This is a genomic window from Brevibacillus jepli (assembly GCF_047229145.1).
Taxonomy (GTDB): Bacteria; Bacillota; Bacilli; order Brevibacillales; family Brevibacillaceae; genus Brevibacillus.
The window spans coordinates 51788-75160 of the sequence record NZ_JBFEFW010000011.1 but is presented as its reverse complement, the minus strand read 5'-3'; the positions used below and the strand labels follow the sequence as shown (position 1 = coordinate 75160).

The window sequence follows — 23373 nt, the reverse complement described above, 5'->3', positions numbered from 1 at the left end:
CACAGGGGCGTTCATTAGGGGCAATCCGAGCGAACAGGGGCGCATGGTGTATTTCTTGCTTTTTCGAACTAGGAAAACAAAAAAGAGGACAGTTGCCTGCCCTCCCTTTACCGTCTTTATCGTTGTCCAAGTAGCTGTTCTACCTCACGTTCGTAGCCATATTTGCGGAAAAATTCGATGAGAGCCACCTCGAAAATTTCTCGTTGACTAATGTTCTTTTCCCGATTGAAATCGACCACGAGCTGCTCTAACATGTTCATCATGTGTACCGTCTTCGTTTTCGCTACACCTGGAACCACATACCTAGGGATTTTGCCCGTTTCGCTACCTGGCACCAGCAAATCAACAAGTTTGTCTTTATTGCGATCCAGCATCTCTAGAAGCGGCATGTACTTAGCCATTCCTTCTTCAGCAGGCAAATTTCCTTTTGTTGGTGATGGAATTGGCATCTCGGACATGAGTTTGTCTTTCATCTTTTCCGCAGCAAAAGATTCGCTCTCTTCCTTGATCTCTCCAACCATTTTGATGTAATTATTTTGCTCAGCATTCCAGACATACCCTTTGGTTGTCATGTACGTTGCCAGCTCGCGGTGATCCCCAAAACCCAGTCGCTTTGCGATCACTTTGGCATCCGCTTCCTCTTTCGCAAAAAGGGCGACTACCTGACCCGCTTTGGATGAGTCCATAACGGGAATGCTCTCTCGCTCACCAACTCTTGTAAAGGTGGGGACGTAGTTCCCTTTTTGCTTATCCCACATAAAATTCTTTCGATTCATGACCGTGTGCATGGAGCTTACACTACTGTATCCCAGCTCCTTTGCTACATGTTCCCTTGTTTTTCCCTCCGTCAACATTCGTTGGATCTCTTTGACTCGGTCGTCATAGACAGGTCGTTTTTCTGCAGGCAATGCCACGATCATCACTCCTACTTGAAAGAAATCGTCCCCTTCTCTTTGCAAAAGGCTGTAGAGAAGGGGCTTGGTTTATTCATTTTCTGGCTTGAAGTACAGGGAAACAGGGGAAGCATTTTGACCGGAAGCCATCTTTCTCGCTTTTACCAATTGATTTGGGAGGCTTCCTTCCTCTCGCATGTCGAAAATGTTCTCCTTGATTCGGATGCAGTAGGTGAGCTCCCTTTTGGATGTTGCCTTGGTTTCAGCTTGGACAATCCCATCGTTTTCCGTCCCAACGACCTGCACAATGGCTCTTTTGCGAGTCAATTTATCCGCATCATGGTCGAGGTAGCCTTTTTCTTTCCAGCTTTGCAGAATGACATCTGAATCTTCAAAGCCTCCGTCTGCCATCATTTGCTTAAACGGTGTCGTAAGCATAGCTACCTCTGTTTCTGACCCCTTTTGCGTAATTTTCCCCCAGCATTCATAGGCTTTTGCTGGGAAACTCTCACCATCAAACTTGGACCGGTGCTGAATGATCATCTGTTTGAAGTAGTTGTACGCATTTTCGCCAATGTCACGCTGTCCTGCGGATTGTTGTTCCATACCTACCAGCATGTCCAGCATTCCGTCAAGGTTCAGTGTGAAGTCAAACGTCTGGTTTACCAGTTCTGCCGTTGCCATAATGAGTGCCAACTTATCAGCGATCCGATGAGAAAAGGCATCTCGTATCGTCATGTTCTCCAGACAGATGGTTGCCCATTTCCTCCATGTGTCCATGACTGTCTCTTTTCCGGTGTTGATGAGGAATTGAGAAAAGATGGGGCCTGCATGACCGTAGTTTTCAAGGAGTCCGACTTTCAGTTGATTTGCATGTTCCGCTGAGGTTGTCCAAAAGATATTCCCAAACTCAAACAGCCGAACCTTGAGTCCCGTATTTTGATTCGCTTTCTTTTGCAGGGAATGCTCCGCAGTGGAAAAGATGACCCCTGACCATGTTCTACGCTCACGGAGGGCCAGTTCTTTGGTCATTCTCGCCTTCTCGCTTCCCTCTGCCAGTAAGTAGATGGTTTCAGTGAAGTCCTTCATCCGATTCATAGAGGCTTCGTCTAACGCAATGGGTAATCCGTGGTGATTGGCTAGTTGAGCGACAATTCCGTTTTGTGTGCCATTCCATTTACAAATGAGTCCACCCTCTTTGCTGGTTGGAGCTCCGTAGGGAGATACAAACACGCGTGCAGCCGTTGTCTTCCCTTGTGAGCTATCTCCGTAGGCATGTGAAACAAGTACTTCCAAGTCCAGATCTTTCGCGATCAAGGAAACAACAGCAGCAGCAAATCCGTAGGTGAGTGCGAGTTCTAACGGTGTATGCCCAACCACACGCTGCTTTACCAAAGCCAACCAATTCTCCAGCGTACCCTTTGCTTTCAACTGAAACACTCCCTCATATTCAGAAGGTAGATCATCATTTCCGATGATGTGATGATGTTTGTAAATCAGTTTCTCTTCATGTATGGCCCATCCAGCCTGATGATGAACGTACGTGGTAGGCACAAACTCTTCTTGGATTGAAAGAAATTTCAGAACCTCACCTGCTTTGTGATGGTAGATGTCCAATCCCTTTTCGAGCAGGTTGGTAAATTCATTGAGTTGAAGCTGCTTACGTGAAATGACAAGCTCGTTCATCTGGTTATTAAACCAGTATTCAAGTGTCATCCAGACGGATTTTGTCTCGATATCCTGCTTCATATTCTTGATCCGAACCAACCGTCCTACACGGTATTCCGTCTCTTCGCTCTTTTTGCTTTTTTTGATGACATACAAATCATTGTCTTTGATGAAGTATGGATACAGATCAAGGGAGGGCGTTTCGACAGGCTCTTCTAGCAGTTCTTGTTCAAGTGGCATGATCAGTTCCTCCTTTTTCGATTGTTGTAGGAATGCTCCTTCCAGACGTTCACTCCCTTCTCTCACGTACGGAAGGGAGTACATCGGAGACAAAGGGGAAGGAGATCATCTCTCTGTTCACAGTTCCTTTCTTGATCGCCAGTTGACTTGTTTTTGATGCCATTCCGTCCACCCGATCATGTCTTTTCGTATGGTTTTGCACATGGTAGCGTCCTGGAAACTGGCATCGGTCACATCTGCCTCCGTTAGATTTGCTTGCGTCAAATCTGCACCATATAAGCAAGCATTGTGTAGGATGGCTCCACTAAGATCGGCATGCGTGAAATTGGCACCACTCAAATCAGCACCTGTAAAATCTGCCATGTACAAGCTAGCATGAGACAAATTAGCATGGGTTAGGTCGGCACCCCGAAAAGAGACAAAGTCTAGTTTCGCTCTGTGAAGAAAAGCATTTTTAAGGGTAGCAGCCTCCATATTGGCACTCAGGAAATCCGTTTCAAAGGCACGAAGGTTGCTCAGATTCGCTCCTTCAAATTGGGATGCCTGAAGTGTTCGATTCCTGATCTCCATCCCAGACCAATCCTGATGACTGAAGTCTTCCTCATACCCTGCAAATTCTCGGGCAAACGCCTTCTCTTCTACCGTCATCTCATCTGTGATCGCAGGGAGATGATAAAAAAATCGTGCTTCATAGCGATCTATTTTCCGGTTCAATTCAAATTGGCGTTGGATATCATGCATCATTTTTCTTACTTTGGCATTGGACATGTTTCCTTGCCTCCCTTGGGTGGTTACAACACACTTACTGCATCTTTCAGTTGGTCCGTGTCGGCATGGGTATAGATGCTTGTAACTTTCAGAGAGCTATGCCCTAAAAGTTTTTGAATTTGAACAAGGTTCACATCTTTTTTGACCAACTGACTCGCAAAGCTATGACGCAAAATGTGAGCGGTGACGGTCTTTTTCCAGCCTAACTTCTCAGTGGTTTCTGCCAGCACCCGATTGACGTACACTGGAGAGAGCTTCCCTGTCTTGTCGGTGGCAAAGAAACGATCCGAAGTCTGTGGCCTAACATGTTCGCTGTACTCCCGTAGAAGCGGCACAATTTTGTCCGACAACGGAACGACTCGGTCTTTGTTACCCTTGCCAGCGCGAACGTGAACCATCTGACGGTTCAGGTCTACGTCATCTACCTTCAGATTCAGGCATTCCGAGATGCGTAATCCGGTGTAGTACAGGAAAGTTACCACCAACCGGATAAGGTCATGGTCGATGGCCTGTACCAGTTCGTTTACTTCCGGTTCTGTCAGGTAGGTACGCTCTTTTTGCTGCAGCTTGATGTTCTCAAGCGAAAAGGCAATGTTACGCTCAACCAGTTCCTTTTTGTAGCAGTAGTTGTAGAAGGATCGGAGTGTGTAGAGATTTCGACTACGACTGGCGGGAGCGTACTCTTTTTCTTCCTTGAGCCAACTCAGGTATGCTTCCAAGTCGGAGAGCTTGACATCCTCCAAGTAGGGAGGGCAATTGTACTGATCTTCCAAGAAGCGGTGGAACTGTGTCAGGTCTTTTTGGTAGCCAGATCGGGTCTGTTCGCTACGGTCGATGGCTGAGAGATGCAGGTCGAACAGGTGAATCGCTTGTGACAAAAGCATCTACATTCACTCCTCTTTCAGTTGTAGTTGCCAAAGGGCAAAAACGGTGTCGAACGAAACCGCTAGGGTGATCGTGGAATCTATGGGAGCTAGACTCCACGATCCAGGCCTAACGAATGATTACAGGGACTGCAGGAGGTAATCGGGTACCCCAATGGCATCTTCCAAATCTGCTCCGGTCATATCATTACCGCTGAAGATGGCACCGCTCAGGTCGGCCCAACGCAAGTCAGTATGATGGAAAGTTGCTCCGGTTAGGTCAGCTCCGCGTAAAGTAGCGCCAACCATTTCTGCAAAGCTGAAATCGGCTCCACGTAGAGATGCTCCGCGTAAGTCGGCATGAACCAAGTCAGCATCCACAAAACTGGTGCCCACGGCCTGAACCTTTCTCAGACATGCACATGAAAAATTGGCATGGGTCAAGTTTCTCCCACTCAACTGCAAGTTGCTCCAATTCTGGCAGCTAAAGTCTTCCATCATCATGTCATAGAGCCGCTGGTAATACTTCCGTTGGTGTTTCGTCAGGTCTTCTTTCAGCTTCCCGCATGCTTCGACAAAGAGCTCATGACGAGAAACTTTTTGCGACAGCTCGTCCTGTCGCTCAAGAAGCGCAAGGAGTGCATTTTTGGTCACGATGTCCCGGTCATTGTAGGCTAGAAAGGATGTAGATTGTTTCATGGTTGGATTCCCCTTTACTGTTTTTTTCTGTTGTCGAAGGACAGATGATGCTTGCATTAATCATAGTAACCAAATGATTTTACTTGGTTTAATGCGTTTGCCAGATACTCCATTGCCTGCCAATTACAACAAGCAATGGGTGGAGGAGTATCAGACAGGATTGCCGATCGCTGTATTCTCCGGTCATGCTTGCTTTTCGAATCGTAGTAGCATCGACGTTATGGTTCATATTATAGGGGAAGAAGAAACCAATGGAAAAAGCCGAGAAGCGTCAAATTTGCCTTCCTAAATTTAGATTGAGTATTCAGGCAAGTCATTCGAGCCCGATAACGAGCCTTAAAAAGATGCCTGTTTATTCTGTTATTTTGACAAGCTAGGTTATCTTCAAATTTCACAGTATTTGATACAATTTTCTCCGTTTTACTTTGAATATCTCATTTTCGGCTGATTTTGAACCGCCACCTTACATTTTTTATGCTCTTTTTCCTTTTGCCAAAAGAACGATTACCTCCGCTATTAAAACAACGACCTGCACGATTAACGCTGGATTCATACTTGTGCCTCCTTAGTATTCTTTTGGCAGGAGCATGGTACTATACGTTCGCGAGTCCACAATCCACACGGTGACCCCTATGGCCAGATTCTCAGTGTGATCCACATAGAACACTTCCTCATGGAAGGGCTGTTCCTGCCGATTGGTCACCTTCTGTAATGGCTCTCCGTCCACCCACTCTGCCGAAAGCTCGAACACCTGCAGAAAATCCAACTGATCGCCCCGTTCTTGTCTTTTCTCCAGGATGCTCCACAAGATCAGCTGTAGCTCTACGGGAACTACCTCATTGACACCCCTTGTCACGTATCTGTCGGATGTAAATCGTTTTTGTTCGCTCATGTGCTCACATGTCCCCTCCTTCTTTCAAGCTATAGTAGGCACCCTCTGTGCCCACGATGATGTGATCCAAAACGGTGATGCCCAACAGCTCTCCTGCCTGCTGGAGCGTCTTTGTCACCTGAAGGTCTTCCCTGCTTGGAGTAGGGTCACCTGATGGATGATTATGTGCAACGATTACCGACGCGGAATTGGAAAGAATGGCAGTCTTGAACACTTCCCTGGGATGGACAATGCTAGCATCCAAGGAACCGATCGAAACCGTGTGGAGTGCAGTCGGTTCGTTCTTGGTATTTAGGCAAAGCAAAAAGAACTGCTCCCGATCCGTTTCATCCAGAAACTTCAGGAACAGTCCCACCACATCTTTTGCCATTCTGATTCGGCGTTGCGGGTACAAAACGCTTGATTCCCGCACCATTTTCAGTCGGACAATGTTGACCCGTTTTGCTGCTGTATAGTCTGTTTTCATTCTACATGCTCCTCCAGCCAGTTTAGGATTTCTTTATCTTTGGCAACAACTTCTAACGGAACATAGAAAGCCATTGCGTACTCATTGGTGTAGATCACGACCACCTTGTACCAGCTCTCATCGTGTCGTTCTACCTTCTCGACAAACTCCGGCAGGCTACCAAGCAAGCCTTCGTCCTCTCTTCTTAGGCCGACTGCGGACATGTCCCGCAAGTTGTCTCCTTTCTCCAGCACGACCATGAAGCCGTAGTGATCCAGCGCAAATTCTTCGTCCAAACCGTCGAAGTCAAACGCCTCTTTCAGTCCGTCAAACTCTTCCTCCAGGTACGCCTGAAAGCTAGGGGAAAAGGCTTGTGCTTCCCGCAAGCATCGTACATCTGCCAAAGTTTTGATCGTTCTCATGCTACACTTCCTCCTTCTTCTTCATTTGATTGGCTAGTAGTGCCTTTTGGATTTTGATGTTCATCCATTCCCGCCGAAGCCGCTGTTCGACTTCGAGGACAATGGTCAGAATTTCGTTGTACGTCTGTTGACTACGTGGCTCTCCTGCTTGGTAGAGGTTGTCCAGAAGCAGTGTGACGCAATGCTCGCAGGTCTGGATGCCAAACACGATCTTATCCTCCTGCAAGACAAGCTGCTCGTACTGTTGGGCTGGTGTCAGCATGTGTGCCCTCCTTGTCTACTTGCTTCAAAATGAAAAAAGGCATCCCATCGTCCCTGTTACGGGCGACAGAATGCCTTACCTATGCAAAAGATCACCTATTCTTTTCCTGTACCATTGCAGGCCGGGCAGGTATGTACACCCGAACCGCCGCAAGCGTAACAATCGTCATCGGCAGCATGTTTTCCAACCCCACCGGTGCAATCGCAAAGGACTTTCTTCTTACCTCCGCATTCGCTACAAAGCGCCATGTCTTTCACCTCCCTCCACCGAACCATCGTCTTTCCCGAAAGAATGTTGCTGGACTAGGTGAGATCCCGTTCCCTTGACGCAGTCGGCTTTTTCCGAAACAGGCGAAAGATGGCTCCGATCAGACGGAATGGCAGCGTCACCACCCACCAGACAAAGCGAACTAGGCCGAACAGGAAGTCGAAGATCATAGAGAACCATCCGAGCAAAGCTTTAAAGAGAAAGGAAAGGATGCCAAGCGCAAGGATGATGAGAATGCCGTAGAACAAAACGTCTGTCATTGTACTATTCCCCCGTCATTATCTAATAGGAAAAACACACTATGAGTTAGATTTTCATAGGAAATATTATCTATTAGTGTTGCTTTAGTGTCAATTACTATTTATAGTGTGTGTATGCTTTTTTCCACCTCCTTTAAGCTTGTCTTGAGGTGGTTTTCATGACCGAATTGATTAAGCGTTTAGGCAATCGCATCCGTTTCCTCCGCAAAGTGAAAGGGCTGAGCCAGGAACAGCTAGGCGAATTGTCCGGTTTACATACGAACTACATCGGGCAAGTGGAGCGCGGGGAAAAGAACGTGACGGTTGAGAGTCTGGAGAAGATCGCCAAAGGTCTTGATGTTACGTTAGAAGAATTATTCCGGCACATTGACCCTTCTCCTCAAGCGGACGAGCTGCAGCAGCTGCTTGATTTACTGGCGGAGCGTTCCACACAAGATCGCGAATTGGCTCTACAACTAGTGAAGTCCGTTTTTAAATGGGAGAAAGAGAAGTACCAGTAGGCAAGGCTACAGAAGGTTAACCGCCAGTTCCTTTTCCTGTTTGCTAGTGTTGATGTAGTAGTGCGCGGTGGTCTGGATATGGGCGTGTCCTGCTAATTTTGAAACCGTTGTGAGTGGCACACCCTTTTTCAGCAGTCGGGAGCAGAATGTATGCCGGAACTTGTGCGGGTACATCTTGAAACCCAACTGCTTCTCCAGTCCTTCCAGCATAGTGTTGACTGCGTCCTTGTGAAGCTTTTGGGAACGCTGGCTAACGAGGAGGTAGGGACTATCTTTATGCTTGTTTTCCTGCCGTTCTGTCCGGACGTATTCACGAATTAATTCTGCAAGGTCTGGCCGGAGCGGAATCTCTCGGTACTTTCCTCCCTTGCCTGTAACCCGTAGCGTGTTTGTGAGGAAGTCGATGTCTGCCAACTGAATGCCGCACAACTCACTGACCCTGACTCCTGTGTAAAGAAGTAGATGGACAATCAGATGATTCCGCAGGATTACCTTACTCCTGTCCTGGACAAAGAACAGCAACTGATTGACTTCTTGCTCAGAGAAAACGTCTACCTCTCCTTCGCTGCCTGCTGCCACCTTGATCCGATCCCGTTGCAGGGTGACGACCTGTTCCGTCATGATTCCTTTTTCGATCAGGTACAGGTTGTACGCTTGCAGGGAATTGATTTTCTTGTTGATGGTGGCGATGGCGTACTTATTTTCTTGCAAGTGATTCTTATAGCTGACGACGTAGAAGCGTTTGAAGTCTATTTGATTCTCTACACCCATGCCAGACAGGTACTCGTAAAATCCTCGTACATCCCCTGTGTAGGACTCAATCGTTTTCGGCGCAATGCCATTCTCCAACAAGTGCTGCTCAAACTGAGAAATGATTTCCACTCGTTTTCCCTCCTAACCACGCAAAAATGCCCTACATCCACTGAGGGACGTAGGGCTGTGGGCTTGATCACTTTTTGATTTCCAGTTGCGTACAAGGCGTTATCTGTGGGAATTTGGGCTACTCATTGGTTCCGTAGCTGTAGTATTTCCGAAGGTACAACTTGACCGCTGTGTTGACCAAGTTATTGATCCGGTCAATTTCTCCACTTTCATGAAGTTCCTGTACCTTCTCGTAAACGTCGTTTTCGAGGTAGGTAGTCACCCTCCTGTAGCGTTCCTCGAAACGGGCCTTTCTTTTTGGCAGCTTTGCTGTTTGTTCTTGCTGTGGCTTTGGCTGCGCTACTACCGGTTTCGCAGCATCGGCGGTTCCTTGTAGCGTGTTTTTTGGACGTGGCTGTACTCTCTTCGGTGAAGTCTGTTCGGTCTGTTTCAGATTCGGCGCAAGTTTCTTTCTCTCTTGAACTTTTTCCTCTCCTGACTTGATGGGTACTACGATTCCTTTCTCTGGAGAAGCCCCAATTTGATCAGCTTGTTTCTGTTCAGCTTCCCTTGCTTCCTTCTTTGCTTGATGTTCCGCAGCTACTCTTGCAAAAACAGTTCTCATGTCTTCTCTCATTTTGCCCACTCCTACTCGGATGTTTCGTTTTATCTACGCCTACGAAACGTAGATGTATACGTTTATGTATTTGTTTTGTAAACGTAGGAGTGGACGTGAGCTGGTTTTTCTGCCTCCTTTCAGGTATGGTCTATAAATATATTAAATGTTTGAATTTTCTGTTAATACAATTTCCTTTTTGAGTAAGGAGGGTTTCTGTGATTTTTGCGGTTCTAACTGCATTCTTTATATTCTTCAGCGAGTATCACAGATGATTCAATGCAGACTCTTGTTGAGTAGCAAAGGATGTTATTTTAGAGGCACTGGTCTTTAGTGTATTGCAGTGAGAACGTGAAGTGTTTTACAGTGAGTATTTGAAAAACAAAGATCAGCTGCTCATGATGGTGACAGATCAGCCAAAAGAGCTATATATGAAACGTTATACAGGACAGGATGTAACCAAAACGGTACAGATTCAAGCGCAGCTTTCAGATAGGCTGACTGGCTTCGTGAACAATACTGGCTATACAGTGAAGGATGTTATGAATATGGCCGTGGAGGATTTTTTGCAGAAGTATGGAGGATAAGAACCCGTTTGGGCTCTTTTTTCTGTGTAAAGATGTGAACATACTCACAGATAAAAATCAACCAAATAGAAAAGAGCCTACCTAAATTTAGGTAGGCTCTTTTACCACTTCCAACAACCTAAGAAAGGTTATTGAGCTTCAATTACTTCGAAACAGTAATGGAAGTGATGTTTGCAGCGTTTGTATTGGCATCTGTTACATCAAAATCAGCAGTTGGTCTCAGCTCAATTGTTTTACCAAGATCACTTGCAGAGAAAGTAGCGCTGTCCAGCTTGATAGTGAACTTAGTATCAGTTGTATCGCCAGCAGCAGCAGCTTCAGCAAGCAGAGCATAAGATGCTTTAGTTCCATCAATGTAGAGGTCGAAATCAGCCTCAGCAGAAGACTCAACCAATGTAGCTACATCCAATGCTTCACTGAAAGTCACTGTAATAGTATCAACATCAGTTACAGCAGCAGTTGCAGTTGGACGAACGTTCTCAACCAAGGATTCTGTCAAAGTTACAGGATCCATTTTAACGTTGGATGCGTTCTTAACATCTTTGATTGTTACAGTTCTAGCACCGCTGATTGTGTTGCTATCTTCTTTAAGAGTCAGTTTAATAACAGACGCAGTTGCATCATTTTGAGTGAAGATAGCACTCTTAACTTCTACACCTTCGATGCTGAAGTTGGACAGGCTCAAAGCAGATGCATCGAGTTTTTGATCAAATTTAATTGTAACAGTATTTGGAGTATCGGCTTGAATACCGTTGCCACCGTATGTTGTTACAAGTTTAGGTTTGTTCACGAGCTCATCTGCACCACGAGTAAATTGGAAACCAGAAACTGCTTTGTTAGCAACTCCAGATTCGTCCTCAACCAGGCCAGCAGGCAAGGTTACAGTATATGCACCTTTTGCTACGCTTGTAAGATCAAGCTTAACAGATTTGGATTTACCATCTACTGCATTGTGGAGAGAGAAGTTCACAGCTGGAGTGGATGCAGTTTCAGCATCAGTTGTAATAATGTTAGAAGACAAAGTTGTCTCAACATTATCTACTACAACCTTACCACCATTACCAAATGCAACACCATCTTTTGGAGTTACATTCTCATCAAAGGTCAGAACAAGATACTCAGTACCATTGATTTTTTGAACAGCAGAAGAAGTTACTTTAGGCTCAACATTGTCAACTTTGAACTCAGTTACTTTGTTGAAAGTATCTCCGTTATTACCGCTCAAATCAGAGAAGTCTACATTGATAGTGTGAAGTTTAGAAGTAGCTGGAGAAGGAACCAATGTAGTATCCATAGTTACTGTGTATACCAGACCAGTCTTATCTGCTACTACTGTACCTTTAACTTGCCCTGTACCAGGTGTTCCACTAACCACTGTATCTCCGTCAACTTTAACAGTTGGAGCAGCGCTCAGTTTTTCGTTGAAGGTCAATTTAAAAGTCTTGTCATTCACTACTGTCAAGTTAGAAAGAACTGGTTTGTCAAAATCAGCTTTTTCCTTCTTAACAGTTGTAGTGTATGGGTTTGGAGTTACAACATTATCTTTGTAATCCACAGTACCAAATACTTTCAAAGTCAAGTTTTTAGCACTTGGGATTGTTCCAGCACTCAGGCTTACAGTGAAGAAGTTATCTCCAGAATTAAAGGTTGGAGAAATAGCCAACTCATTTGTACCATCAAAGAGTTGAACAGTTCCAAGAGCTTTAACTGGCTCGGAGAAAGTCACTTTTACTGTTTGGAAGTCGTTATAGCTTACGGATGCTACAGCTGGACGAGTAGCGTCACTAACTGTCAATACTCCGGAGTAAGCTTCTACTTTATTGTCATCAGCATCAGTTACATCTTTCAGAGTAACCGCATATTGACCGTCAAAGTATTGATTTACTTGAGGAGTAGCAGTCAAATCTGTTTTTGCTTTAAGAGTAAGAGTTTTTCCATCTTCACTCAGAGAAGCTTCCAGATCATCTGCAGTAACGGAGCTGAAAGTGCCAATACCAGTCAAGGTAAGAACTCCGTTAACGATAGTGTCATCGGAAGCAATTACGGAATCTTTCTTAACTGCTTTGCTAAATTTAACTTCGATGGTTTTACCGTTAATAGCATTTACAGCTTCAACTTTCAGATCGCCCACAGGACCTGGAACTGCATCTTTACGAGGATCGTAAGTTGCACCGTTAGAACCATCAATGTTCGATTGCGTATAAACGCCTTCGAAATCAGTTTCTTTCAGAGTTCTTTTAGCTTTATCGTAATCAGGTGAGTCAAAGATTTCTCTCATGGTCGCACCGGTACCGCTGCGGTCAACATAGATAATGTTTTCGAACTTAACTTTGGACAAGTCAGATTCGAATTTTTTGTTACCTGCATCAGTCAATTTGAACAGATCTTCAAATGCATAGTATCTGTCTACCTCGCCGCCAAGATATACACCAGATTTTGGTGCTGCAAAAGCGGAAGAAGCCATGCTAGCAACAACTGTAGCAGAAAGCAAGGAAAGAGCTACTTTTTTATTCACGTACTACCCCTCCGTAAGTTTGATAGGAAGTCTATTTTTTAGTGTGAGTATGTAAGGAACAACGGAAGAAGTAGACTCCTTCCGTTGTTCGACTCACCTAGAAGGTATTACAAGTTAGCTACAATATTATTTTTTGATTGTAACATTTGCTGTATCTTTGTCGCCTTTATCGTTAGTAACTGTAACTTTTGCGGAAGTTACATCGAAATTACCTTCAGTTTGGAAAGTAATTTTTCCGTTTTTCACTTCACCGTCAACAGTTTCATCGCCGATGGACAGAACTGCAGTTTCGATCTCGGATTCTTTACCATCATTGATAGGTACAATTACCTCGTAAAGGTAAAGGTTACCCAGTGCGAACTTCTTACCTGTTGCGGAGCTAGGGATAGCATCCCATTTGTCGTTGCCGCCGTCTTCTTTAGGTTGTTGTTTCAGGAACGCTTCCGCTTCATCTTCCCAACCTTCTTTATCTACTTCATCTTCGTCGGAGATGATCAATACGTAGTCGTATTTGTTACCGGAAACGTCGGAGCTATCGATAGCTACGATGTAATCGCCTTTGTTCACGCCATCTTCGCCTTCCAGATCATCGAAGATATCGATGAATGCAGTGGAAGATTTAACAGAGATAGGGGATTTCTTGTCGTCAGCATCTTTGATAGTGATGGTGTTGCCATCTACATCAGATACCAGACCAACTTTCATTTTGTCGATGCTAGCATCGTTCCACTCGTCTTTGTCAGCGATCTTAGCGAGCATTTTTTCATCATCGTCTTGGAGATTGTTGTTAACTACTTCAACAACATCGTCCACAACTACTTCATCGTTAGCATCTTGTTGGAATGCGATGAAGTCGCCGCGTTTGATACCACGATCGTCTTTCAGATCGTCGGAATCTTTATCCAGTGTGTAAGTTTTCAGTTCTACTTTGTCGCCTTCTTTAGTCAGAACTTGAATAGTGTCATCTCCACCGGATCTTCCGTAATCCCAAACCATACCGTATTTGGAGTCGCCACCCAAACCAGAACCATCTACTACGAAGATTGCATCTACTTCATCTTTATCTTCGTTAACTGTGTAGTAAACAGTCAGATCTTCTTCGTCTGCGATGTCTTTGAACTTCGCAGCTTTAGCGTTTTTCAGTTCAGGACGAGTGTTTTGGTCTTTGATCTCACCAGTCATGTTGAAGATAGCAGTATCTTCATTTACTTCGTAGTCGTCTACCATTTCATCGTCTTCGTCTGCGATCTTATCCCAGTCAGTTCCAGAAGAACGCTTCAGATCTGTTTTCAGGATGCGAACTTTTTCTGCTTTACCGTCTTTGTCAAGTTCAACTTCCAGCAGAACGTTGCTGTCGTCTTTCTTAGGTTGGAGCAGGTCTTCCAATTCGCTCTCGTTACCGTTTTTGTCGAAGTTTTTGCCGTTTACATCATAGATGTCTTCAGCTTCCAACTCAACATTCACTTTTTTGCCTCTTTGAGTCAATACAGTGAATTGGTATTTGTCTTTACCATAGTCATGGTAAGCTGCACGAGTAACGATTGCTTTTTGTTTGCGATCGTCGATTGGATCCTTAGTAGTTACGTGACGAACACGACCAGAAGCATCCAGGTACAGTTTTACAGTTTCGCCATCAAGATCTTTGATCAGATCCCAGTTGGATCCATCAGTATCTTCAACGTCTTTGTTTCCGTTATCGGAGTAAGTAGCACCTTTGTAAATGCGGTATGTTTTGTCGCCAATAGTCAGACGGTAGTCGCTGCTGCTACGCATATTAACTTTGTCTACTTTACCTTCTACTACAGTGTCAGTAGCGAAGATCAAGAATTTGTCCTCGTCACCTTCTGGATAGTAGATGCTGTAAACCATGTTTTCTTTCAGATCGCTGAATTTAGCTGGTTTACCGTTGAGGAACACGAGGAAGTCTTTACCTTCTTCTTTGTCTTCCAGCTCATTGAACTTGTCGTTGTCAATGTTCGTGATCTTTTTCTTTTCAGCATCGATTTTGCTGATCACTTCAGAACCATATTTGCGACCTTCGTCAGTTTGGTTCATCGTTTGATCATCAATTACGTGCATGTAAGCAATCTCGTTGTTGTCATCCAGAACAACTTTTACGCCGAAAGTGAAGCCATCGCCATCTTTGATGATTTCTTTCAAAGCGTCAACTGGATCGTTGTAACGTTTGAAGTTGTAAGTAACGATAGTGTCTTTGTTCAGACGGTAGGATTTCTCGCTAGCATCCAAAGTCAGTTTCAGATCTTTCAGATCGGAGCTGCTCAGATCTTTAGCATCGCTGTATGTTTTACCTTTGAGTTCCCATTCGCTCACGCGGTCCATGATAACTTCTTCGTCTGTGGAACCTTCCATCCAAACGATTACGTCTTCACGGTCGTCTTTGATCCACACTTGTACGTGTTGACCATCGAATTCGTTAGCGTTGATACCGTCAGCTACTTTGTAAGTAGTGTTGCCGATACCAGCATCTTTACCGTTCAAAGTTACTTCGTTAGCTTTAATTTTGCCCAAACCGATAGCAGGTACGTTTGCTACCAATGGCAAGTCATCGCTGTCGCGACCAGCTTCTTGAGCCCATTCCATGTCACGTACAGTAACTTTCAGATATTTAGTCAGAAGAGTTTCGTTAGTTGTTTCATAACGAATGTCTGTTCCGTACTCTTTTTGCTCCATCAGGTCAACGCGAAGAGCGTTATCCATCATTTTGAAGATGTCGCCACGAGTTGCTGCATTGTTAGGAGTAGTGATGTTTCTAGCAATGTTCAGTTCAGCAGCTTTGGAGATCATGTTGTTTGGCCATACACCTTTAACGGATGGCTCATAACCCAGTGCACGAACGATCATAGTTACTGCTTCAGCATAAGTAACTTGATTTTGTGGTTTGAAGGATTTGTCTGGGTAACCTTTGATGTACTCTTCACCGGAAGCGATGTTTACGAAACCAGCGAACCAGTCGGAAGATTTAACATCTGTAAAAGTATTAGTGAATTGTGCCAGTTTCGCACCAGACTCGCGTCCAGTCAAACGAACTACGAGAGTAGCAAACTCTGCACGAGTGATAGTTTTTTCTACACCGAAATCGCCGTTGCCATAACCTGCTACCAGGCCAAGAGCTTCCAGACGTTTTACGGTTTTTTCCATATCAGCGTCCATTTTAGGAGCTGTAGTTGCTGCTTCTTCTGCTGCGAAAGCCATTGGAGCAACAGTAAGTGCGAGTGCACTAGCCAATACACTGTTAACGACCTTTTTCATAACCTTGTGTTCTCCTCCTCTAGTATAAACAAATTGTTCTTGGGGAATATTTGTTGTTAATCTATCTTTCTTTTTAAAGCCCGAATCCTGCAAGCGCGTGTCACCTCCTTTCGCAGGAAAGCCTCGCTTTTTGTGTTAAAAATCTCTAGTATATTCAGTATTGTGTAAAATGCAACAATCACTAGTGTAACACAACTGCTAGAATTCGTGAATCTTTTTTACACAATTCCCCGTTTTTCGTGTGACATCCTATTAAACGCCTGAGCGAATCAAAAGTTGCGGCGCCTTCGAAAAAAAATTAAAGTTTTTTTCGTGGTTCGTTATTCACCTGTCAGTTATGTACGAAGTGACATCCGCCACAATCGTAATTATAGGGTACGTAGGGCGGGCTGTCACGACTGAACCTTTTTCCAATTCGATTCAAAAGCTTACAAATCTTGTTTTTTTGGCTAGTTACCCAGTGCAGTTTCAAACGCTACAACAGCCAGGTTGTAATTCAGAACAGCTTGTTGGTATTGATTTTCACTTTTAGACAGTGCTTCTTCTGATTGGATGACCTCCAAAGTAGTTGCGAGGCCATTTTCAAAGCGCAAATTCTTCAGTCGATAGCTCTCCGCTGCGGAATCCTTTGCCGACTTAGAAAACTCAATCGCTTCTCTTGCGGCATTCAGGTTGAGATAGGCTTCTGTAACACCTTTGGTAACAGCACGCTCTTGCTTTTCGATTTCAAGCTTCGCTTTTTCCACGCCGTTACGAGCCATTTGTCCTTGGAGAGTAGATGCGGCTGTAAAATCACTGATCAGTTTAACATTCAATTCAGCCAGTTTGAGCTCTTCTTTTGCCTGTGTTATTTCGTTTCGATTGGAAAGCGCCTTCTGCTCGGCTTCCTTCAGTGTCATTTTAATAGGAGCCGTTTGCTTATTCGACGATTTGAGCGTCCATTCTTTATTCAGATCAACTCCGAGGAAGTCATTCAGATTCATACGGGCAATTTTCAAGCTGTTTTCTGCACTTGTCAATTCCGCTTTTGCAGCTGCTACCCCCATCTCTGCTTCCAGAACATCTGTCTTAGCATTTGTTCCTACATCGAATGCAGCCTTCGCTACCTTGAGCTGTGCTTCTGAGCGCGCCAAGCTCTGTTTCTTCAAGTTCAGATCATCTTGAGCAAAAATTAGCTTGTAATAGACATCCTGCGCGCCAAGCTTTGTTTTAGCTTCCGCCGATTTTACGTACAGTGCGTTGAGCTTCTTGGTTTGTTGCCCTTTTGCGTTGTTATAATATTTTTGTTGTGCTGCTTCCAACGATTCGATCGCACTGCTTGGCATATCAGAGTTACTCACATAAGTAAGCGTTTGGTTAAGGTCTGCATTTGTTGCATCCAGACGTGTTTCATTGAGCGCAGCATTTGTCTTCAATGCCTGTTCAATGGCTTTTTCCAAAGTCAGCTCTTCTCCTGTAGTAGCCTCAGGAGTAGACTGGCTCTCTGTACCGGTTTGTGCTGTTGTTTTATCATTTGATGCTTGTACAGTCGCAGCTGCTTTGGTTTGATCGGAGCCTGTATTCGCAGATGCCGTCAAGGTTCCTGCGCCAATTGCTGTTGTTAATAATGCCGCCAAACTGATGGATATCCATTTCTTTTTCGAATATGGAAAATTCACTGAATTCCACTCCTTATTTTATATTGAGTATAAAATTATTAACCACTTTAAATATGTGATTTGTCCCAACATCACTATATCACAGAGTCATACTTCTCACACGCAAAAATATGCTATACCAGTATTTTCATAAGGGAATCATAGGTAACTCCTCCCTTTCCTTTTTTATTCCACAAGCACCACATAGAGTACTACGATTATGTGTCAAAAACATTTCAGTGTTCGCCAACAAATCTTTTGCGTGCTATCCTTTTCTTGAGGTGATTGTACGATGCTTACACAATACAAAACCATCGCTGGCTACGGTGAGGACTATATCGTCATCGAGCGCTCCCGTTTTATCGGATATGCCCAGCGGGTAACAACTGAAGAAGAGGCTACTGCGTTTATCGCGATGATTAAAAAGAAGCATTGGGACGCTACACATAATTGCTCCGCTTTTGTCATTGGCGAAAACGATCAGATTCAACGCTCAAGTGATGACGGAGAGCCTAGTGGTACGGCAGGCAAGCCGATTCTGGAATGCATCAAGAAAAACGGCGTAAAGGATACGGTCGTCGTCGTCACTCGCTATTTTGGCGGAATCAAGCTCGGGGCTGGTGGACTCGTTCGGGCTTATACGGCTGGAACTGTCACAGCCTTGAAGGCTGCGAAGATCGTCGTGCATACACTGCATCAAACGATCTCTGTCAGTGTCGACTATACGTGGTGGGGCAAGGTAGAGAACGAGCTGCGTCTAGGTGAACACCGTGTGAGTGGAACTGATTTTACTGACAAGGTTACCGCGCATGTACTGATTCCCGAGGGTGAACAGGATGGTTTCGTCGCGCAGATGGTTGATTTGACGAATGGACAAGCTCAGATCGTACTCGGGGAAAAGGAATATGTGGAGGTTCCTGTAGATGCGGTTGGGGATGTAGAGGAAGAGTAGGTTAGAGACAAAAAAAGCTGAAGAGGCAGATGACCTCTTCAGCTTTCTTCTATTATATATAGCGAAATATCTCGGGTTACTGCTTAGGTAGTTTTTTGAGTTGGACCATTACACGAACCGTAATAACGGCCATCTCTGCGCGAGTCAGGTTGTCACCTGGTTTGAAGCTGTAGGTTGGCTTTTTAACTGATGGGTCATCTACTTCACCATTCATCAGCTTACCCTTGCTGACCGCAAGCACAGATGGAGCTGCATAGTAGCTTACATCTTTCGCATCTGTAAACATTTTGTTCAAGGCCAGCTTGGATGCATCGAGCGTACCTAATTTCATATTAAGCGCACGCGCAATCATGACTGCTGCTTCTTCACGGGTAAGTGAATCGTCTGGACGGAAGTAGCCAGGCTGTTTCCCGCGAACAATTCCTGCACGCGCAGCCGTCTCGATGTACTTGTACTGATAATCCCACGTATCACGATTAGGACGAACATCCGTGAAGGTAGGCTCTAGCGGATCACGCTCATTGCTATCCTTATATGGACCTGCGTTAATTGGCAGTGCCAAAGCTTTTACCAGCATCGTTGCAAATTCACCGCGAGTCATGTCACGATTTGCGCCAAAACTGCTTCCGCTGTATGCTGGCATGATTCCTTTTGCATACAATGTCTCAATCGCATCACGGGCAAAATCATGGGAAACGACATCATCATATGATTCTCTCGTCTTCATGACCATGTAATATCCAAAACCACTAAACGGTACCTGTACACTTTTCTTACCAGTGTCCACTACTCCACCAATGTTTTTCCATTCATCACCATTGTGATAGAAAACAGTCAAGATGTTATTTGCTGCGTTTACGATTGATGGATCGTACTTGATGGTAAGAGTACCACGAAGGCTTGGGACAAGATTGTCTTGCCAACGGCTCTTGAAGTCTTCCGCATCGCCTTCTTCATGGTATGGATCACGTCCACCTGGTGCCTCGGTATCACCTGCATCTATATAAAACAGAGGGCTTGCATAGTTAAAGTTGGACTCCAGTACCAGTCGTTCTTCCAGATTATCCTCGTCGATGGTTACCTGTCCTGTTGTCCGGTCAGCCATACCGAAATAAAGAGGAACATCGACAAAAATATCTCCGTTTGGATTCTTCACTTCTTGACCTGCGCGGCTGTCATCTGGAGACAGCAATACGGTACCTTTCGGGAACTTCAGTTCAAACTTTTTATCAAATACACTGAAAGTGGTTTTCTTTCCTAATACATCGCGATGTTCAGCACCATTTACAGTCGAGCTCGCATTGTAAATTTTGATCTCGTCCTTATAGGTGCTATCCCCTACCACAACAGAGAATTTGATTGTATTCAGACCTTTTTTAAGTGCCACGGTTGATGTAAACACATAGTAAGTCTCTGGGATTGTTTTCCCTTGATCGTCATCATAATAGAAATCAGGGTTAGTTGTATTGGTTACTTTTGCTTCTGTTTTGCCGAACAATACTTTGTCCGCATTTTCGGCAAACACTTTCACAACTGCACTGTTGCTATTTACGATGACGTATGGATCGCTTTCCTTTGCTTTTACTGGGGAAAGAACCTCCCAGCTGGAATATTTCTGATCGATGTTAATGTCATAACGAATGACAGTACCATTGTCATCTTCTGCTACGATCGTGTAGACCGTTGACCCACCCTTTTTCAAAGTCATAGGGAAGAGAGCCAGTTTCTGTTCCTGTTCTTTAGCATCGGTCACAGCATCTTGTACTTCTTCAACAAGATCACCGTATTTTTTCGTGCTCAGCTTCCCTTCAAATCGGGAACGAGACTGAGAGTCAATGTTTTGCTCATCGAACATGTCTTCCAAATCGTTATTCAAAGCTGCTTCCAATCGAGTCTTTACATATTCCTGATTCGTCGTATCTTGATCCCAATCTCCACTCTTGTAGCGGAAATCATTGATCCGTTTACCGTTCTTCTCGATATAGACATGTGTTGCATCATTTACAGTAAAGCTCAAGCTGCTCAAGAAGTTGGCACCCGTCTTATAGGAGGAATCTCCAGCTTTTTTCGTCAACTCTTCTGTTTTACCATTGGAGATGATCTCGAGCTTCACATCCTCTACGGATGGCGTCTTGGATGTGTTGTAGGAAACGTTGTAGGTGAAAACGGTCTTTGGATCGTCGGTCAAGGTAACTTTCAGGACGTTGTTACCCTTTTTATAAGCGAGCTGGTCTTTCTGGATAAGGAATGTACCCTTGTTTGTATCTATATCAGTAATGTTGATTTTTGTACCATTTAAGGTTGCCTCAATATTACCTGCCTTCAATACATAGTTGTACACTTTCCCGTCAAGATTTCGAATATCGTTCTCGCTTTTCACTTGATATCCGTCTTCAAAGCTGCGAACCTGCCCAGTTGCATCTACATAAGTGATTTGTGCATATGGGGTAATGCGAATATCCAGTGTATAGGCAGCTGATGTCGTTGCTGTTCCACCATTGTATCCAATCACCAATTTACCCTGACCCTGCGGCAACTTTCTCAAAGTAAGTGTAAATCCATCGGTCCCAGCCTGGATAACATAGTCTGTCCCTGCTACCAGCGCTTGTCCGTTATAAGTAATTGTTACAGTAGAATTTGGATTGGAGATATTTTGTGTTACTACTTTCAGCTCCAACGGTGAAGTTACAATTGTATTTGCAGCCGTTGGAGACAGCACTTGTGAATTTGCCAAATTGATCACTTGTGTAATATTCGGCTTTGTACTGTCCAAGTACTTGAATTGGTACTCGTAATTGGCAACATCAATAAAACCAGATGGAGAAGTTACGGTATTGTTTGATGCCTTTGACAAGTACTGGTAGCTCAACGATACTTTGTACGTTTTACCGTCTTGGAAACTTCCAGCAGATACCGGCAGATTAACCGCATATTCGGTAAAGCCGCTTTGCGGATTGCCGATCGGTGTGAAGGTTACCCCGTCAGCACTCCTGTATTCTTTTTTCGTATTGCCTTCAGAAATCGTCACCTTGAATTCCTGGAACTGCTGCTCACCAGCAATATCTACAAATTTCAATAGTGCCGCACCATTCAAAGTCATTGCTGGAGAATAAGTTGCACCTGTTACCGTCGATGTCTGGTTAGGCTGCAATACTACTCCACCCAATGTTACTTTGTAAAACTGATCAGAGCTTCCGGATGATGTCGTGGTTACTAACAGCTTGCGAACAAATGTCCCAACCTCTTTATTTTGATTAAAGACTCTGATTTCCAAGGTATTTTCGCCAAGCTGTGATGGTACACTCAATCCAAAGGAACCCGTGCGATTCACCTGTGTTTTAACAACATCACCTGTACGCAGGTTTTTCACTTCAACAGTATCTGCATTGAGTGCTTTACCGTCCATATTCAAATTCAGACGGTTGGTCGAAGGAACCGTAATATAAGTCGGACTCGAAGTGACATTCGGATCGTTCAGTGGTGTATCATTCACTTTCAAATCACTAACGAGTGGTGTGTTGTTGTACTGAACATAGAACTGATAGTGCTCTTTCGTTACATTTCCTACTTTTTCATAAAAAGCGATCTGATTCAGACCAGGCTTCAAGCTGATATTGCTAAATGTAAATGTACTGCCATTAATCGATGGTGCCGTATTCGATAAATCTTGGACGGTTTGTCCGTTGTTCGTAATCAGCTTTATTCGTAAGCTGCTTCCTGTTACACCACTGCCATACGTACCAATCAGATTTATCGTGGAGTCTCCATAAACGACAGGGGTATAAGGTGTAGTTCCACCCGAAAAGTTCGTAATGGAAATTGGGCTATTCATCGAGTTGTACTCGTAATAAATAATGTCACGCTCGCCCGTATTTGGCGCAAACAACTGAACTGCATTCAAACCAGGAGATAAATCGATGTCTGGCAAGATACCCCCCGCTCCGTTTACAGTGCGAACTGTCACTCCGTTTACTTGGACTTCGACAGCCTGTGTTTTATCCACTGCAGTTGAAACAGTATAGGTATAAGGCAGTCCAGATACTGTTCGGCTGGTTACCTTTTTCGGATCACTTTGATGCTCACCTTGTCCGGAATTCGTGAATTTTAGCGGGCCTGCCCCCGGAATGGAAGGAGTCGGTGTGTACTGGAAGTAGATCTCTGTTGTATCGTTCGTAGGATCAAGCGTTACTTTTGGTCTTACCGTAACTCTTGTCACTGCTCCGCTGCTGTTCAATTGAAAATCTGGCAGGATAATCTTATCGTTTACGAATAGTTGGTTATTCGCAAGCGGAACCCCATCAATTGCTACATCAACGCCTTGAGCATTTTTGGAGACATCCTTGTAAAAAAGCTCCACACCGTATACCAATTTGGATTTAGTCTTGATCGGGGTGCTGTACGTATAACCATTCCCGCTACCCGTCGCAAGGTAGTCAGTTGGTGTCTTGATCCCTGCCCCAGCATTCCAGTTGGAACCAAGTGCCGCAAAAGCAGGTACGGCAGGCAATACACCTGTAACAATCAGCATCATTGTCAGGCACATCACCAGCCAACGACGGAATTGTTGATAGGACTTATTCATTTTTTCACCTCTCCATATTATTCTGAATCTCTTATTTGTCCCTCTCTTGAAACGATCGGGCCATATACTTCTCCCTTTTCTTTATCGGACAATTACCTTCTGTACTTAAGTGTTTCCCCCTAAATTTTGGCGAAAAAAAAGCCCTAGCATCAAAACGATGCCAGGGCTCTTCGT

The 23373-nt window shown here is 44.5% G+C and carries 20 protein-coding genes; 4 read left to right on the top strand and 16 right to left on the bottom strand.

The annotated features are described in order from the left end of the window. Positions 1 to 116 precede the first annotated feature (116 nt). From AB1L17_RS13935 to AB1L17_RS13915, 5 genes are all read right to left on the bottom strand, one after another. Positions 117 to 920: a hypothetical protein gene (locus AB1L17_RS13935; RefSeq protein ID WP_306418828.1), complete on the bottom strand. Its 804-nt coding sequence runs from the start codon at positions 918 to 920 to the stop codon at positions 117 to 119. A 63-nt stretch (positions 921 to 983) separates the two neighbouring features. Further along, on the bottom strand, positions 984 to 2801 hold the full coding sequence (locus AB1L17_RS13930) for a DUF927 domain-containing protein (protein WP_164684904.1): 1818 nt from the start codon (positions 2799 to 2801) through the stop codon (positions 984 to 986). A 117-nt stretch (positions 2802 to 2918) separates the two neighbouring features. Continuing rightward, positions 2919 to 3569 (bottom strand): pentapeptide repeat-containing protein, encoded by a 651-nt coding sequence (locus AB1L17_RS13925; RefSeq protein ID WP_103108920.1) that lies wholly within the window; start codon positions 3567 to 3569, stop codon positions 2919 to 2921. A 23-nt stretch (positions 3570 to 3592) separates the two neighbouring features. Beyond that, positions 3593 to 4453, bottom strand: coding sequence for a site-specific tyrosine recombinase/integron integrase (xerA, locus tag AB1L17_RS13920; RefSeq protein WP_103108921.1), 861 nt, complete (start codon positions 4451 to 4453; stop codon positions 3593 to 3595). Between the two features lie 120 nt (positions 4454 to 4573). Next, positions 4574 to 5131, bottom strand: coding sequence for a pentapeptide repeat-containing protein (locus AB1L17_RS13915; protein WP_164684905.1), 558 nt, complete (start codon positions 5129 to 5131; stop codon positions 4574 to 4576). Between the two features lie 97 nt (positions 5132 to 5228). On the opposite strand from AB1L17_RS13915, the gene AB1L17_RS13910 reads away from it, so the two are divergent. Further along, a complete protein-coding gene (locus AB1L17_RS13910; RefSeq protein ID WP_412845422.1) occupies positions 5229 to 5420 on the top strand; it encodes a hypothetical protein in 192 nt (63 codons plus the stop codon). 276 nt (positions 5421 to 5696) lie between these two features. On the opposite strand, the gene AB1L17_RS13905 is transcribed toward AB1L17_RS13910, so the two are convergent. From AB1L17_RS13905 to AB1L17_RS13885, 5 genes are all read right to left on the bottom strand, one after another. Further along, positions 5697 to 6023, bottom strand: a complete 327-nt coding sequence (locus AB1L17_RS13905) for a DUF960 family protein (protein ID WP_103108924.1) — start codon at positions 6021 to 6023, stop codon at positions 5697 to 5699. Positions 6024 to 6027: 4 nt separating this feature from the next. Further along, positions 6028 to 6489, bottom strand: coding sequence for a JAB domain-containing protein (locus AB1L17_RS13900; RefSeq protein ID WP_103108925.1), 462 nt, complete (start codon positions 6487 to 6489; stop codon positions 6028 to 6030). Continuing rightward, on the bottom strand, positions 6486 to 6890 hold the full coding sequence (locus tag AB1L17_RS13895; RefSeq protein WP_103108926.1) for a hypothetical protein: 405 nt from the start codon (positions 6888 to 6890) through the stop codon (positions 6486 to 6488). Before AB1L17_RS13895 ends, AB1L17_RS13900 begins: the two co-directional genes overlap by 4 nt. Before the next feature lies 1 nt (position 6891). Continuing rightward, positions 6892 to 7152 (bottom strand): hypothetical protein, encoded by a 261-nt coding sequence (locus tag AB1L17_RS13890; protein ID WP_103108927.1) that lies wholly within the window; start codon positions 7150 to 7152, stop codon positions 6892 to 6894. 302 nt (positions 7153 to 7454) lie between these two features. After that, positions 7455 to 7679, bottom strand: a complete 225-nt coding sequence (locus tag AB1L17_RS13885) for a hypothetical protein (protein ID WP_103108928.1) — start codon at positions 7677 to 7679, stop codon at positions 7455 to 7457. A gap of 158 nt (positions 7680 to 7837) precedes the next feature. Here AB1L17_RS13885 and AB1L17_RS13880 point away from each other — a divergent pair, with 158 nt between their 5' ends. Then, positions 7838 to 8179 (top strand): helix-turn-helix domain-containing protein, encoded by a 342-nt coding sequence (locus AB1L17_RS13880; protein ID WP_103108929.1) that lies wholly within the window; start codon positions 7838 to 7840, stop codon positions 8177 to 8179. A 6-nt stretch (positions 8180 to 8185) separates the two neighbouring features. Here the strand turns inward: AB1L17_RS13880 and AB1L17_RS13875 are convergent, their stop codons facing one another. Beyond that, positions 8186 to 9061: a tyrosine-type recombinase/integrase gene (locus AB1L17_RS13875; protein ID WP_103108930.1), complete on the bottom strand. Its 876-nt coding sequence runs from the start codon at positions 9059 to 9061 to the stop codon at positions 8186 to 8188. A gap of 118 nt (positions 9062 to 9179) precedes the next feature. Further along, on the bottom strand, positions 9180 to 9677 hold the full coding sequence (locus AB1L17_RS13870) for a hypothetical protein (protein WP_103108931.1): 498 nt from the start codon (positions 9675 to 9677) through the stop codon (positions 9180 to 9182). 335 nt (positions 9678 to 10012) lie between these two features. Between AB1L17_RS13870 and AB1L17_RS13865 the strand changes: the two genes are divergently transcribed. Continuing rightward, the gene (locus AB1L17_RS13865) at positions 10013 to 10243 is read left to right on the top strand and encodes a hypothetical protein (RefSeq protein WP_412845421.1); all 231 of its coding nucleotides are present in this window, start codon (positions 10013 to 10015) and stop codon (positions 10241 to 10243) included. Positions 10244 to 10385: 142 nt separating this feature from the next. Here AB1L17_RS13865 and AB1L17_RS13860 read toward each other — a convergent pair whose 3' ends face one another. The 3 genes from AB1L17_RS13860 to AB1L17_RS13850 form a co-directional block, all read right to left on the bottom strand. Next, a complete protein-coding gene (locus AB1L17_RS13860) occupies positions 10386 to 12758 on the bottom strand; it encodes a hypothetical protein (RefSeq protein ID WP_412845420.1) in 2373 nt (790 codons plus the stop codon). A gap of 126 nt (positions 12759 to 12884) precedes the next feature. Beyond that, the gene (locus AB1L17_RS13855; RefSeq protein ID WP_412845533.1) at positions 12885 to 16028 is read right to left on the bottom strand and encodes an S-layer homology domain-containing protein; all 3144 of its coding nucleotides are present in this window, start codon (positions 16026 to 16028) and stop codon (positions 12885 to 12887) included. A 449-nt stretch (positions 16029 to 16477) separates the two neighbouring features. Continuing rightward, entirely contained in the window at positions 16478 to 17686 is a 1209-nt protein-coding gene (locus AB1L17_RS13850) for a TolC family protein (RefSeq protein WP_412845419.1), read from the bottom strand. 271 nt (positions 17687 to 17957) lie between these two features. Between AB1L17_RS13850 and AB1L17_RS13845 the strand changes: the two genes are divergently transcribed. Beyond that, on the top strand, positions 17958 to 18617 hold the full coding sequence (locus AB1L17_RS13845; RefSeq protein WP_412845418.1) for a YigZ family protein: 660 nt from the start codon (positions 17958 to 17960) through the stop codon (positions 18615 to 18617). Positions 18618 to 18693: 76 nt separating this feature from the next. Here AB1L17_RS13845 and AB1L17_RS13840 read toward each other — a convergent pair whose 3' ends face one another. Then, positions 18694 to 23199: an S-layer homology domain-containing protein gene (locus AB1L17_RS13840; RefSeq protein ID WP_412845417.1), complete on the bottom strand. Its 4506-nt coding sequence runs from the start codon at positions 23197 to 23199 to the stop codon at positions 18694 to 18696. Between the last annotated feature and the right edge of the window lie 174 nt (positions 23200 to 23373).